The organism is Anaerococcus sp. (assembly GCF_022770135.1).
Classification (GTDB): Bacteria; Bacillota; Clostridia; order Tissierellales; family Peptoniphilaceae; genus Anaerococcus.
This window is the reverse complement of record NZ_JALEIL010000109.1, coordinates 1-13,720: the sequence shown is the minus strand read 5'-3', so window position 1 is coordinate 13,720 and position 13,720 is coordinate 1. Positions and strand designations below refer to the sequence as shown.

Here is a 13,720-nt window from a genome sequence, read left to right as displayed (position 1 = left end):
TCTTCTATTAGATTTTCCAAATTGTCTAGAGAGTTTACGTCCAAACTGTTTTTGAGGGCCTCTATAGAAAAACCTAAATTTCTAAGTCGTCTTAGGATGAGAAGGGTCTTTAGACTTTCCTTGCTGTAATATCTGTAGCCTGTTTCATTATCTCTGTAATCAGGGCAAAATAGTCCTATTTTATCGTAATATCTCAAGGTTTCTTTGGGAATATTGCACATTTTTGAGACTTTACCGATAGTATAGTGATCTTGCACTAAGGCCACCTCCTTTTGCCAATTTTATTTTATGAATTACAGATATTATATCATAAAAGCAAATATTATACATAAAAAACTGCCAGATAATACTGACAGTTTTTATCTTATGCTATTAAGTTTACAACAGACATAGCAAGCGGCATAAGCAATACAGTTATGATACCTGCGACAGCTATTGAAAGTCCGCTCATAGCGCCTTGGATCTTGCCGATTTGTCTAGCTTGGCTAGTTCCAACAGCGTGGCTTGCGGTTCCTATTGCAACACCTTGGGCAACAGGGTCTTTTATTTTGCATATTTTTAGGATGCTTGGTGCCATAGCAGCTCCTATTACACCCCTAAATACAACTATCATAGCAGTGAGGGCTACGATACCTTGGTATTCATCAGTAAGTGATATAGCTATAGCTGTTGTGATTGATTGAGGAACTAGAGATGTAATCATCTGTTCATCAAATCCAACTACTTTTGACAAGATTATAGCCAAAAGCATTGAGAAAATCGAACCTATTAGGACTCCGACTAAGATAGGAACTAGGTTAGCCTTTAGGGAGTCAAGGTTTGCGTATAGGTCCAAAATCATCGCAACAGTAGCAGGAGCGATGAAAAATGCTATGAAATCTCCGCCCTTTTTGTAACTTTCATAAGGTATGCCAGTTACTGCAAGAAATCCTATAATTAGAAGGATTGCTATGAGGAGGGGATTGGCAAGTGGTTTTTTTACTTTGCTATTTATCCATTTTCCTATTTCATAGGCAGCAAATGATAGGATTATACCGAAATATGAGTTATCAAACATTATTTCTTCCTCCTTTGTAGTAATTGAACAACGATACCTGTTACGGCCATTGTCAAAGCTGTTCCTATGGCAGTGATAATTAAGAGTTTGGCAATTTTACCTTGGATAACATCGTAATTTGCCATTATACCAACGCCAACTGGAACGAAAAGGAAGGCTAAATTGTGTAAGATACCATCTGAAGTCTTTTGTACGTCCTCAGGCTTTAATATTTTAAAGTTAAGGGCTATAAAGAGGTAGATCATACCATATACAGCCTCAGGTATAGGGAAGTTGATGAAGTGTCTAGTGATGACACCTAGGAATAAACATACGCAAAGAATTACAAACTCTTTTAGATAATTCATTGCTACTCCTTAATTTTATTCTAGTCCTATAACCTTATCTGGGTTAAGAATCATATTAGGGTCAAATACTTTCTTGATTCCTCTCATTATTCCTGTGTTTAAGTTTCCTTCAAATTCCTTTAGATATTTAAGCTTACCAGAACCTACTCCGTGCTCACCTGATAGTTTACCACCGAGGTCGTAGGCTTTCTTGTAGATTATAAGCATGAATTCATGTACTTCGTCCTTGAATTGGTCAAGCTTGTCGCTTTCGTTAGAAAGTGTATAGATGTGTAAGTTTCCGTCTCCTGCGTGTCCGAAGCTTTGTACGTCAAACATATATTCTTCTGCAGTTTCATTTACAAATTCTACATATTCTGCAATCTTTGTTATAGGAACTACAACGTCACATTCGTCAAGGAGTTCGTATTGTGATTCGATTGCTTCAAGGAATGAACTTCTTGCAGCCCATGCTTCTTTAAGTTGTGCTGGAGTATCAGCTACTAATACGTCGATTGCTCCATTATCTGTAAGAACTTCTGCAGCTCTTTCCATTGTATCGTAAATACCGTCTTCATCATCACCATCAAATGTGATAAGTAGGTAAGCATTTACATCTGTGCCTTCGATATTCTTAGGGAAAGTTTCTTTTCCGATGTATTTTTCAGAAGCAAGAACTATCTTTCTTTCCATAAATTCGATAGCTTGTGGGTTAAGGTTAGCTTGGAATAGTTTTGGAACAGTTGCTATACAGCTGTTTAAGTCTTCAAATGGAACTATTAATGAAATAGTTGTCTTTGGAGCTGGAACTATTTTTAAGGTTAGCTCTGTTATGATCCCTAGAGTACCTTCAGAGCCAATCATAAGATCTTTAAGTGAATAACCTGTTGATGATTTAGAAATTACAGCACCAAAGTTAGTAATTTCTCCATTAGGAAGAACAACTTCCATAGCTCTTACATAATCTCTTGTTGTACCATATTTAACAGCACGCATACCACCAGCGTTAGTTGCAACGTTTCCGCCTAGAGTTGCGAATTTTTCACCTGGATCAGGTGGGTATAGGTAGCCTTTTGATAGACAATCTTCAGCCAAATCGTTTAGTAAAACACCAGGTTGAACTCTAACTACCATGTTATCAACATCATATTCAATGATTTTGTTCATGGTTTGCATGTTAATCATTACACCCTTTTTGATAGCAACACCAGCACCCGTTAGTCCTGTACCAGCTCCTCTTGCTATAACAGGAACTTTGTTTTCGTTACAGATTTTCATTACTGCTGCTACATCTTCTTTTGATGTTGCATCTACTAGACAGTCTGGATATCCATCACCATAGATAGGCATCTCGTCATGGAAGAAGTCTTCGTTTACCTCATCACCAACATAAACTTTGCCAGAAACAGCATCTTTGATTTGTTGGATAATATCATCTGATATTGCGTTATAATTATTCATTTGAACCTCCTATAAATAATATGTAATAAATATCATTTAATATTTATGCTTAGATTATATCACAAGATTTTGATTTTGTAAAAATGTTTTCAAAAAAATTTTTAAGACTTTAAAATCTACCATCGTTGGAAATTAAACATTATACCGCTATAAGGTTTTTTAATAGGAAAACAATACAAATATCTCTGTAAACGATTGACATAATTGTTTTTTGTGATATCATGGTTAATGAAGATAGAAATAAGCTGATATCTATGAAAATATGCTTTAATATTGTATAAATATACTTATTTAACTAATAAATCATTATTTTATGTACTTAGATAAGGAAAATGTTTATATATATAAGGAAAATAAATTTCATGGACTTAGGTTTTTATAAAATCTATATTAAAATTTTGTAAAAACTTAAAAAAGAGCTTGACATTTGTCGTTAACATTGTTAATATAATAACATAAGAATTAGTTAAGAATATATCAATTTTGATATATTATCTACGAAAGTTTTATAAGGAGAGATTATGTATAAGTTAACTGAAGAACAATTAGAAATGAGAGACATGTTCAGAGACTTCGCTCAAAAAGAAGTTGCACCACTCGCAATAGAAGTAGACGAAAAACACATGTTCCCAGAAGATAACGTAGCAAAAATGCAAGAGCTAGGATTTTTCGGAATTCCTTTCGATGAAGAATACGGTGGAATCGGCCTTGACACACTTACATATGTTCTTTGCGTAGAAGAGCTTTCTAAAGCATGCGCAACAACAGGAGTTATCGTTTCAGCTCATACATCACTAGGTGCTGACTGTATAAACAAATTCGGTAGCGAAGAACAAAAAGAAAAATACCTAACACCACTTGCTTCAGGTGAAAAACTTGGTGCCTTTGCACTTACAGAACCAGATGCAGGAACAGACGCATCAGGACAAAAGACAGTTGCAAAACTTGATGGAGATCACTACGTACTTAACGGATCAAAGATATTTATAACAAACGCAGGTTATGCTGATACTTATGTTGTATTTGCAATGACTGATAAAGAACAAGGAACTAGAGGAATCTCTGCATTTATCGTAGAAAAGGGAATGGAAGGATTCGACTTTGGTACGGTAGAAGATAAGATGGGTATCAAGGGTTCATCAACAATGGAATTAATCTTTAGAGATTGTAAAGTTCCAAAAGAAAACCTACTTGGCGAAGAAGGCAAGGGCTTTAAATACGCAATGCAAACACTAGACGGTGGTAGAATTGGTATTGCAGCTCAAGCCTTAGGTATAGCTGAAGGTGCTCTTGATAAGGCAGTTAAATACGTTAAAGAAAGAAACCAATTTGGAAGACCTCTAGCTAAATTCCAAAATACACAATTCAAACTTGCAGAAATGGCAATTGACATTGAATCTGCTCGTCACCTAGTTTACAAAGCAGCAACACTTAAAGACGCTGGCGAAAGCTACACAGTGGCAGCAGCAGAAGCAAAACTTAAAGCATCAAGAGTTGCTATGGATGTTACAACAAAAGCAGTTCAACTACTAGGTGGTTACGGCTACATCAAAGAATACGAAGTTGAAAGAATGATGAGAGATGCAAAAATAACAGAAATCTATGAAGGTACTTCAGAAGTAATGTTAATGGTTGTATCTGGCGCATTATTAAATAAATAAGATCGATAGTTACTTAGAATAAAAGGGGGATATATGAATATTTTCGTATGTGCGAAACAAGTTCCAGACACTAATGAGATCAAAATAGATCCTATAACAAATACACTTATTAGAAAGGGCGTTCCAAGCATCCTTAATACTTACGATGCATTTGCTCTTGAACAAGCTCTAAGACTTAAAGACAATGATCCTGATATAAACATCGTAGTAATATCTATGGGACCAGGACAAGCAGAAGCAATGCTAAGAGATTGTCTAGCAGTTGGAGCTGATAAGGCGTACCTTGTAACAGATAGAAAATTTGGTGGATCTGATACACTTGCTACATCTTACATTCTAGCTAACGCTATCAAGGCAGTAGCAGAAAAAGAAGGCGAACCTGACCTAGTTTACTGTGGTCTCCAAGCAATCGACGGAGATACAGCACAAGTAGGACCAGAACTTGCAGAACACCTTGGACTTCCTCAAGTTACACGTGCTTACACAGCAGAGCTAAATGACGAAGGAATCAAAGTATTACAAGAGGTAGAAGGCGGAGCTCAAAACGTACAATGTGTACTTCCAGCCCTAATCACATTTACAAAATATGGTGACGAAGAGCTTAGATATCCAAAAATCAAAAACAAACTTAAAGCTAAAAAAGCTGAAATCGGACAAATCACATTCGATGACTTAGAAGCTACCATTGACAAGACAAAAATCGGTCTTAAGGGATCTCCAACTAGAGTTAATAAATCTTATGCTCCAGACAGAACAAAAATTGCGGTTATGTTTGAAGATATGGAAGCTGACGAAGCTGCAACTAAGTTAATGGAAGCTTTAGTAGATCAAAAGCTTATTTAAGGGGGAAGTATGACAGATTGTAAAAACCTTTGGGTAATAGTAGAAACAAATGAAGAAGGAAAAGCCTTAAATGTTGGATTAGAATTACTAAATCCAGGCAGAAAAATGGCTGATGTACTTAAGGAAAAATTATATGCAGTAATTATCGGTGCAAATGCTGATGATGCAAAAGAAGAAGTTAAAAAATACGGCGTTGACGGCGTAATTACAGTAGAAGGCGAAGAATATAAACAATACAACACAGATATATACACAAATGCTGTATGTAAACTTGTTGAAAAACACAATCCAAATGTAATCCTAATCGGAGCTACAAACGTAGGACGTGACCTAGGTCCAAGAATTTCTTCAAGACTTGGCACAGGACTTACAGCAGATTGTACAGAACTTGACGTTGACTTTGAAACAGGAAACGTAAAATGGACAAGACCTGCCTTTGGTGGTAACCTAATGGCACAAATCCTTTGTCCTGATTCTAGACCACAAATGGGTACAGTACGTCCAGGAGTGTTCTCTAAAGAAGAAGTTGGAGCAAAAGACGAAATAGAAGAAATCTCTGAAGAAATCAAATACGACGGAGAAATTAGAACAAAAATCTTAGACTTTATTCCAAGAGATGAAGGAGAAGAAGTAGATCTTGCTGGTGCAGAATACATCGTATCAGGTGGACGTGGACTTGCTGATCCTGCAAACTTCAAGTTAATCGAAGAATTGGCAGAAGCCTTAGACGGTACAGTAGGTTCATCACGTGCTGCAGTAGATGCTGGTTGGATTTCTCACTCTCACCAAGTTGGACAATCAGGAAAGACTGTTGGACCAAAAGTATATATAGCTGTAGGTATCTCTGGAGCTATCCAACACTTGGCTGGTATCGGAGCAAGTGATACAATCATAGCTATAAACAAAGACCCAGATGCACCAATATTTGATATTGCTGACTATGGTATTGTTGGGGACTTATTTGAAGTAGTTCCAAAACTAACAGAATTAATTAAAGAAAGAAAAGCTAACTAGTTAGCTTGTAGGATAGTAGCTGCTTAGAAGATGATAGTTGAATAAACATCAGATTATAAGCAGCTAACTATTAAAGCTAATTGATAAAAAAATATCATAAAATAAAGACTTAGTAATAATTTATTGCTAAATAGGAGGCGATTATGGAATATAACACAATCAAGTACGAAGTTGATGGCTTTATAGGGAAGCTTACAATCAACAGACCAAAAGCTCTTAACGCTCTAAACTCAGAAGTTCTTGACGAACTTGATAAAGTTTTATGTGAAATCAAAGAAAACAAAGATCTTAGAGCTCTAATAGTAACAGGTGAGGGAAGAAGCTTCGTTGCAGGAGCAGATATCAAGGAAATGTCAACACTTTCTCCACTAGAAGGAAAAGCTTTCGGTAAGAAGGGGCTAGCAGTATTTAGAAAGCTAGAAAGCTTAGAAATTCCAACAATAGCAGCAGTTAACGGCTTTGCTCTTGGTGGTGGATGCGAACTTGCTATGAGCTGTGATTTTAGAATCGCAAGCGATAAGGCTCTTTTCGGCCAACCAGAAACAGGACTTGGAATCCTACCAGGCTTTGGTGGAACACAAAGACTACAAAGATTAGTAGGACCAGGATATGCAAAATATCTAATATATACATCATCAAACATTAAGGCTGACAAGGCTTTAGAAATCGGTCTTGTTCAAGAAGTAGTTCCTGCTGAAGAACTAGAAGAAAGAGTAGCAAAACTTGCTTCAAAAGTAGCTTCTAACGGACCTGTTGCAGTAAGACTTGCAAAAGAAGCAATAAACGTTGGCGGACAAGTTGATATAGATTCAGCTATAAAGATTGAAGAAAACCTATTTGGTCTTTCATTTGCTACAGAAGATCAAAAAGCAGGAATGAACGCTTTCTTAAACAAAGAAAAAGCTGAGTTTAAAAATAAATAATCGGGTAACTATAAAGTAGAGAGAAAAATAAAGGAGTAATTATGAAAATTGGAGTAATAGGTTCAGGTATAATGGGTGGCGGAATTGTTGAAGTTGCCGCAAAATATCACGAAGTAGTAGTAAGAGATATCAAAGATGAATTCTTAGAAAAAGCAAAAGCTAGAATAGAAAAAGATTACAGCAAGCAAGTTTCTAAGGAAAGAATGACAGAAGAAGAAAAAGACAAAGCAATCGCTAACATTTCTTACACAACAGAAATTAAAGATTTGGCTGACTGTGATGTAGTTATTGAAGCTGCAACAGAAAATCCAAAACTTAAAAAAGAAATCTTCAAAGAACTAGACGAAGTTGTAAAAGAAGACGCAATACTTGCATCAAACACATCTTCTCTATCAATAACAGATATTGCTGCTTCAACAGGTAGAGCAGATAAAGTTATTGGAATGCACTTCTTTAACCCAGTACCAGTTATGAAACTTGTAGAAGTAATTAGAGGATTACACACAAGTGACGAAACAAACAACACTATCATAGAACTTGCTAAAGAATTTGGCAAAGACCCAATCGAAGTTAAAGAAGGTCCAGGATTTGTTGTAAACAGACTTCTAATCCCAATGATCAACGAAGGAATCGGTGTTCTAGCTGACGGACTTGCAAGTGTAGAAGATATCGACAAGGGAATGAAACTTGGTGCAAACCACCCAATGGGACCTCTAGCTTTAGGAGATCTTATAGGCCTTGATACATGTCTTGCAATCATGGAAGTTCTATACAATGAATTTGGTGATAGCAAATACAGACCAAACCCACTACTAAAACAAATGGTTAGAGCAGGAGACCTCGGAAGAAAAACTGGTAAAGGTTTCTACGATTACAGCAAATAAACAAACAAGAGAAGTATAGATTCAAAAAATAAAAGGAGATAAAATGACTAGAAAAGTAGTAATAGCAAGTGCAGCAAGAACACCAATAGGATCATACGGCGGAGCATTAAAATCAGTTAGTGCTCAAGATTTAGGAATAACAGCAGTTAAGGGAGCAATTGAAAGAGCAGGAATCAAACCAGAAGATGTAGATGAAATGGTATTTGGTTGCGTACTTCAAGCAGGTCTTGGACAAAACGTAGCTAGACAAATTTCTATCGGAGCAGGAATCCCTAAAGAAAAACCAGCAATGACACTTAACATTGTTTGTGGTTCAGGACTTAGAAGTGTATCTCTAGCAGCTCAAATGATTATGGCAGGAGATTCTGACATAGTTGTAGCTGGTGGTACAGAATCAATGTCAAATGCACCATATCTACTTCAAAACGAAAGATGGGGAGCTAGAATGGGCGATAAGAAGGCTGTAGACGAAATGATCAAAGACGGTCTTTGGGATGCATTCAACAACTATCACATGGGTATGACTGCAGAAAATATAGCTGAAAAATACGGACTCACAAGAGAAGAGCAAGACGAACTTGCTGCAATGAGCCAAAATAGAGCTGAAAAAGCAAGAGCAGAAGGCAAATTCAAAGACGAAATAGTTCCAGTAGAAGTTAAAGATAGAAAAGGTAATTTAACTGTTGTTGATACAGATGAACACATCAGAGAAGGCGTAACAGCTGAAGGTATTTCTAAACTTAAACCAGCATTCAAGAGAGACGGTGGTAGTGTAACAGCAGCTAACGCATCAGGTCTTAACGATGGTTCTGCAGCACTAGTAGTAATGAGCGAAGAAAAAGCAAAAGAATTAGGCGTTAAGCCACTTGCTACAATCGTAAGCTACGCTACAGAAGGTGTTGATCCAGCTATCATGGGTACAGGCCCAATCCCAACAGTTAGAAAAGCACTAGAAAAAGCTGATCTAAAACTTGAAGATATCGACTTAATCGAAGCTAATGAAGCATTCGCTGCTCAAGCTCTATCTGTAATTAAAGAACTTGGATTAAATACAGATATAGTTAACGTAAACGGTGGTGCATTAGCTCTTGGACACCCTGTTGGAGCAAGTGGAGCAAGAATCCTTACAACACTTCTTTACGAAATGCAAAAGAGAGATTCTAAAAAAGGTATCGCAACCCTATGTATAGGTGGTGGTATGGGTACTGCTGTAGTAGTTGAAAGATAAGAATTAATAATGATGGAGGGTGTAGGCTTACACCCTCTTATTTTATCTAAAACACCTGTAAATTAAAATAAAGATTAAATAAAAGTGATTGATAATAAATATCAAGTAGAGAATAAAACAAAGATTTATGGGTATAATATATATTGAAAACGATTTTAATATAAAAAGGGGTTTAAAATGGATTTTGAAAAAATGTATCAAGATAAACTAATAACTGTAAAAGAAGCAGCAGGTCTTGTAAAAGACGGCGACTGGGTTGAAATGGGATGGGGAGCCCTAGTACCAGTTGACTTTGATAAGGCTCTTGCAGCAAGAGTAGACGAATTAAAAGATGTAAAAATTAGAAGCGGAGTTGTTCCATATAACCTTCACATAGGTCAAGCAGACAGCACAGGAGAACATTTTATCTATCATTCTTGGCACTCAACAGGTCCAGAAAGAAATCTAATCAACAACAATAAGTACGGCGCTTATTTTATTCCAATTAAATACTCTGAAATAGAAAGATATATAGCTGAAAATGCAAATAAGGCAGCTGTATCAGTTATCCAAGTTTCTCCAATGGATAAACATGGTAACTTTAACTTTGGTCTATCCGCATCTCATGCCCTAACTTCTTTTGAAAATTCAGATAAAGTTGTACTCGAGGTAAATAAAAACGTACCAGTTGCTCTCGGTGGATTTAGAAATTTTATAAATATTAAAGATGTAGATTATGTATATGAATCAAGCAACTATGATATGTTAACTCTACCAAGTGCAAAATTCGGTGAAGAAGAAGTCCAAGTAGCTAAATATGTTGTAGATAATCTAAGAGACGGGGATACTCTACAATTAGGTATCGGTGGTTTGCCAAATGCTATAGGTAGTCAAATTGCTAAATCTGACCTAAAGGATTTGGGTGTTCACTCAGAGATGTATGTAGATAGTTTCATGGAAATGGCTCAAGCTGGAAGAATTACAGGTAAGAAGAAAAATATAAACCCTGGTAGACAAGTCTATGCCTTTGCAGCAGGAAGCCAAGATATGTATGACTATATCGATGGTAACGAAGAGCTTATGGCAGCACCAGTGTCATATGTAAACGATGTTGATGTAATAGCATCTCACGATAACTATGTATCTATAAACACAGTTCTTGAAGTTGACCTATGGGGACAAATCTCAGCTGAATCTGCAGGAAGTAGACACATTTCAGGAGCAGGTGGAGCGCTTGACTTTGTACTTGGAGCATACAGATCTAAAGGCGGCAGATCATTTATTGCTCTCAAATCTTCTAGAGTTAACAAGGAAGGTAAGAGAATTTCAAATATCGTTCCAACTTTCAAACCTGGTACTCAAGCTACAGCTGTAAGATCCAACACCCACTACATTGCAACAGAACAAGGTATAGTAAACTTCAAAGGTCTATCAACCTGGCAAGCAGCAGAAGCCCTAGTTAGCCTAGCTCACCCAGATAATAGAGATGAATTAATCAAAGAAGCAGAAAAACTAGGAATTTGGAGAAAATCTAATAAGTAAGATAATTTTAAAAAGGGGCAGTTGCAGAATGAATAAATCGTACCATTATCGTTAGAAGAACCTCCACGGAAAGTCTCAATAAGCCGACGGGCTAATCGCCTCCATGAGCCGGCAAGCTCCGATTGGCATACCGGCCAGCAGAGGTAAAATTTCCTAAGAGAACCTTCTAACGATGATACGATGATTATTCATAGTTTTGCAACAGCCCCTTTTAAGCTTATTAAACCTTTTGTTTTACCAAGTTAGATTTAATTTTTCTATATACAAAGCTAATTTATTAATTAAAATTCCTCCGATTATAATAAAATTTCTATTTTAATAACTTAATGTTTTAACTTTACTTAAGTTAGTAATAACTAAAATGCCTTATAAGACATCCTGTGATCAGGGGAGATTAGTATAAGTTTATTAAATTTCTCATAATAACTATAGTATGAATTTACTCATTGCAAGTTTTCAGATTAGTAAGTCTCTCATATAGGGGCTTAAGGTAAATTTCGCTTTTCTTTCCTTTATCCATAAGCTTATCCATAATTTCAATCATCCATACCAATACATACTTCGATAGATAAAAAGCTTGAATACCATTTGCAAGAATTGACCTTCTGCCGTTAATTACAATATCGTTTCTGATTTTATCAAAATAAGTCAGAAGTTTATTTCTATTTTTATCATCTTCTATAAGTTTTTCTATTAAGTAGGCCAAGGCTAATATGTATTTATCCCCTATAGGATTTATAGTAAATTCGATAAAGCCTTCTTCATTTAGGAAGATATCTTCTTTAATTTCCTTATCCTTATAAAATTTTCTGTATTTATCCTCATCAAAGGGGAAAAATTCTGGATATAGGCCATAAGGGAAGTTAGATTTTGAGATTTTCTCTTTAAAAAATTCTAGTTCTTCGATCGATGAATCGAAACAAGCTAGGAAAATGGGAGAAAGGATTACAAAAAGCGCGAGCTTCTCATGATCCTTATCACTAGTAATCAGGAACTTAACTTCACTTAAGTCATTGTCATCTCTAACTTCTTCAAGTTTATCCTTTAAATCGGACGAATTATTATAAGTATATGATAAATTTCCAGAAGTTAAGACTTTAATCATTTTCATTGGGTAATATCCCCATATTTGCCCTTAGTTGCCTTTATAAAATCATCAGGTCTAAGCTTTAGGCCGTGGCCGATTTTACCAGCAGATACCTTAATTATCTCGTGATTTTTGGCTTTTTCGTCTAGTACTACAGGGTAGTCCTTTTTCATAGCAATCGCTGTTGTAGCTCCCCTCTCGTAGCCAACGGTTTTCTTAAGGTCTTTTAGGTGGAGCATAGAAAGGCTCTTTACTCCGCAGGCTCTCGCTGCCTTTTTGAAGTCAATGGAATCTGCCGCTGGTATTACCAGGACGAAGACTTCCTTGTCCTTAGAAATAGTCGCAAGAGTCTTATAGACTATATCTACATCCTCGTGAGTTTTTTCTGCTATATCTACTGCAGAAGTAAAGTCTCCATCTAGCTCATAATCAACGTGCTCGTAATCTATATTCAAATTGTCTAAAATTCTCATAGCATTAGTTTTAATTTCTTTTTTCATATTAGCTCCCTTCAAAATAATTATACGATAAATTTATAATTGACAAGATTGGGTATATATTTTAAAGATAGTAAGGGAGTTTGTTATGTATGATGATATCAAAGTAAATTATGTAGGAGAAAATTGCTATAGTTTGGAGCTTGGAGAATATCTTTTGGTCTTCGATTATTGTAATGGAATACTCAATATTCCAGATGATAAAAAGACAATATTTTTTGCCACAAGCAACAAAGATGGCCACTACACTCAGGAGATTTTGAAGCTTTTTGATATGGATAATTTTAGCTATGTCTTATCCTCAGACATTGCCTACGATAAGGGAGAGGGCAATGTCATTTATCTAAATAACGATGGGCTTTCAGTAGAAAATCTTAAGAACTTGTACAAGAAAAAGAATGTGATTTTCGTAAATTCATCAGAAAGTTATAGAATAAATAAAGATATTGAAATATTAAGTTTTTCATACAGGGGATCTGGCCTAAGCTTTATTGTAAAAATTTTTGACTTTTCTATATTTTACACTGGAGATTCTATATTTTTTGATAAGGGAGAAGAAAGTATCGATCGTATAAATTATCTTTATGGAATATTTGAAGAAGAAGGAGAGATAGATTTAGGATTTTTCCCGATAAGAACAGATGGGGGAGAAGAAAGTTTCTCCTATCCAAAAAGCTTCATCGAAATCTTTGATCCACAGATATTTTTCCCCCTAAATATCGATGAGGACTTCGAAATGAGCAAGGCTTTTGCCACAAATTTTTCTTATGAGCCTACAGATGTAAGGTCAATCGAGGAGGATAATCAAGAATTTGAAATAGACATGGATGATTGGGAATAAGATAGTAGCTGAGCTAAGAAAGAGGTATAATAAGCCATAATACTTTATTTAAGACAAGGAAATTATCCACCTAGGTGGAAGAATTAATACTTATTATGGAAACATCTTTTATTCTTTGATAAATTATTACAAATAGATTTACTTGGGTTAAAGAGTTTTAAGATAAATATAGGCGAGTATGTAAATTCGCTTTCTTAATGGAAAATTTAAAAGCTAGGATATGTATGGACTAGCTGTGGTATGGATACAATAAATAGTACAGTTTAAAATCGAACGTATGATACAATAAACAATAAGAAAACATAGGGGGGATTTTAAATTGGCTAGACACTACGAAGAAGACTTTAAAAAGCAAATAGTAGAAATCTTTAACCAAG

14 protein-coding genes are annotated in these 13,720 nt (G+C 35.7%); 8 read left to right on the top strand and 6 right to left on the bottom strand.

The features are described 5' to 3' along the window. The 4 genes from MRZ08_RS05750 to MRZ08_RS05735 form a co-directional block, all read right to left on the bottom strand. A partial coding sequence (locus MRZ08_RS05750) for a MerR family transcriptional regulator (protein ID WP_297380377.1) occupies positions 1 to 257 on the bottom strand: 257 nt, incomplete at its 3' end. A 107-nt stretch (positions 258 to 364) separates the two neighbouring features. Then, positions 365 to 1,057: an LrgB family protein gene (locus MRZ08_RS05745; RefSeq protein ID WP_297380374.1), complete on the bottom strand. Its 693-nt coding sequence runs from the start codon at positions 1,055 to 1,057 to the stop codon at positions 365 to 367. Next, entirely contained in the window at positions 1,057 to 1,404 is a 348-nt protein-coding gene (locus MRZ08_RS05740) for a CidA/LrgA family protein (protein WP_297380371.1), read from the bottom strand. Before MRZ08_RS05740 ends, MRZ08_RS05745 begins: the two co-directional genes overlap by 1 nt. A gap of 15 nt (positions 1,405 to 1,419) precedes the next feature. Next, positions 1,420 to 2,844 (bottom strand): FAD-binding oxidoreductase, encoded by a 1,425-nt coding sequence (locus tag MRZ08_RS05735; protein ID WP_297380369.1) that lies wholly within the window; start codon positions 2,842 to 2,844, stop codon positions 1,420 to 1,422. 521 nt (positions 2,845 to 3,365) lie between these two features. Between MRZ08_RS05735 and MRZ08_RS05730 the strand changes: the two genes are divergently transcribed. The 7 genes from MRZ08_RS05730 (at position 3,366) to MRZ08_RS05700 (ending at position 10,918) form a co-directional block, all read left to right on the top strand. Then, positions 3,366 to 4,505 carry an acyl-CoA dehydrogenase gene (locus MRZ08_RS05730; protein ID WP_297380366.1) on the top strand — a complete coding sequence of 380 codons (1,140 nt, stop codon included), beginning with the start codon at positions 3,366 to 3,368 and terminating at the stop codon, positions 4,503 to 4,505. Positions 4,506 to 4,538: 33 nt separating this feature from the next. Then, positions 4,539 to 5,348, top strand: coding sequence for an electron transfer flavoprotein subunit beta/FixA family protein (locus MRZ08_RS05725; RefSeq protein WP_297380363.1), 810 nt, complete (start codon positions 4,539 to 4,541; stop codon positions 5,346 to 5,348). A gap of 9 nt (positions 5,349 to 5,357) precedes the next feature. Further along, the gene (locus MRZ08_RS05720) at positions 5,358 to 6,362 is read left to right on the top strand and encodes an electron transfer flavoprotein subunit alpha/FixB family protein (protein ID WP_297380360.1); all 1,005 of its coding nucleotides are present in this window, start codon (positions 5,358 to 5,360) and stop codon (positions 6,360 to 6,362) included. A gap of 143 nt (positions 6,363 to 6,505) precedes the next feature. Beyond that, on the top strand, positions 6,506 to 7,285 hold the full coding sequence (locus tag MRZ08_RS05715; RefSeq protein WP_297380357.1) for an enoyl-CoA hydratase-related protein: 780 nt from the start codon (positions 6,506 to 6,508) through the stop codon (positions 7,283 to 7,285). 41 nt (positions 7,286 to 7,326) lie between these two features. After that, entirely contained in the window at positions 7,327 to 8,169 is an 843-nt protein-coding gene (locus MRZ08_RS05710) for a 3-hydroxybutyryl-CoA dehydrogenase (RefSeq protein ID WP_297380354.1), read from the top strand. A gap of 43 nt (positions 8,170 to 8,212) precedes the next feature. Beyond that, positions 8,213 to 9,397, top strand: coding sequence for an acetyl-CoA C-acetyltransferase (locus MRZ08_RS05705; RefSeq protein WP_297380351.1), 1,185 nt, complete (start codon positions 8,213 to 8,215; stop codon positions 9,395 to 9,397). A gap of 177 nt (positions 9,398 to 9,574) precedes the next feature. After that, positions 9,575 to 10,918 carry an acetyl-CoA hydrolase/transferase C-terminal domain-containing protein gene (locus MRZ08_RS05700; protein WP_297380348.1) on the top strand — a complete coding sequence of 448 codons (1,344 nt, stop codon included), beginning with the start codon at positions 9,575 to 9,577 and terminating at the stop codon, positions 10,916 to 10,918. A gap of 439 nt (positions 10,919 to 11,357) precedes the next feature. Here MRZ08_RS05700 and MRZ08_RS05695 read toward each other — a convergent pair whose 3' ends face one another. After that, entirely contained in the window at positions 11,358 to 12,029 is a 672-nt protein-coding gene (locus MRZ08_RS05695; RefSeq protein WP_297380345.1) for a hypothetical protein, read from the bottom strand. Further along, positions 12,026 to 12,505: an aminoacyl-tRNA deacylase gene (locus MRZ08_RS05690; protein ID WP_297380343.1), complete on the bottom strand. Its 480-nt coding sequence runs from the start codon at positions 12,503 to 12,505 to the stop codon at positions 12,026 to 12,028. Before MRZ08_RS05690 ends, MRZ08_RS05695 begins: the two co-directional genes overlap by 4 nt. A gap of 85 nt (positions 12,506 to 12,590) precedes the next feature. Between MRZ08_RS05690 and MRZ08_RS05685 the strand changes: the two genes are divergently transcribed. Beyond that, positions 12,591 to 13,343, top strand: a complete 753-nt coding sequence (locus MRZ08_RS05685; RefSeq protein WP_297380340.1) for a metal-dependent hydrolase — start codon at positions 12,591 to 12,593, stop codon at positions 13,341 to 13,343. Positions 13,344 to 13,720 lie beyond the last annotated feature (377 nt).

Coding starts and splice junctions, on each gene's coding strand:
- MRZ08_RS05745 (WP_297380374.1), bottom strand. CDS start 1,057: ATGTTTGATAACTCATATTTCGGTATAATCCTATCATTTGCTGCCTAT.
- MRZ08_RS05740 (WP_297380371.1), bottom strand. CDS start 1,404: ATGAATTATCTAAAAGAGTTTGTAATTCTTTGCGTATGTTTATTCCTA.
- MRZ08_RS05735 (WP_297380369.1), bottom strand. CDS start 2,844: ATGAATAATTATAACGCAATATCAGATGATATTATCCAACAAATCAAA.
- MRZ08_RS05730 (WP_297380366.1), top strand. CDS start 3,366: ATGTATAAGTTAACTGAAGAACAATTAGAAATGAGAGACATGTTCAGA.
- MRZ08_RS05725 (WP_297380363.1), top strand. CDS start 4,539: ATGAATATTTTCGTATGTGCGAAACAAGTTCCAGACACTAATGAGATC.
- MRZ08_RS05720 (WP_297380360.1), top strand. CDS start 5,358: ATGACAGATTGTAAAAACCTTTGGGTAATAGTAGAAACAAATGAAGAA.
- MRZ08_RS05715 (WP_297380357.1), top strand. CDS start 6,506: ATGGAATATAACACAATCAAGTACGAAGTTGATGGCTTTATAGGGAAG.
- MRZ08_RS05710 (WP_297380354.1), top strand. CDS start 7,327: ATGAAAATTGGAGTAATAGGTTCAGGTATAATGGGTGGCGGAATTGTT.
- MRZ08_RS05705 (WP_297380351.1), top strand. CDS start 8,213: ATGACTAGAAAAGTAGTAATAGCAAGTGCAGCAAGAACACCAATAGGA.
- MRZ08_RS05700 (WP_297380348.1), top strand. CDS start 9,575: ATGGATTTTGAAAAAATGTATCAAGATAAACTAATAACTGTAAAAGAA.
- MRZ08_RS05695 (WP_297380345.1), bottom strand. CDS start 12,029: ATGAAAATGATTAAAGTCTTAACTTCTGGAAATTTATCATATACTTAT.
- MRZ08_RS05690 (WP_297380343.1), bottom strand. CDS start 12,505: ATGAAAAAAGAAATTAAAACTAATGCTATGAGAATTTTAGACAATTTG.
- MRZ08_RS05685 (WP_297380340.1), top strand. CDS start 12,591: ATGTATGATGATATCAAAGTAAATTATGTAGGAGAAAATTGCTATAGT.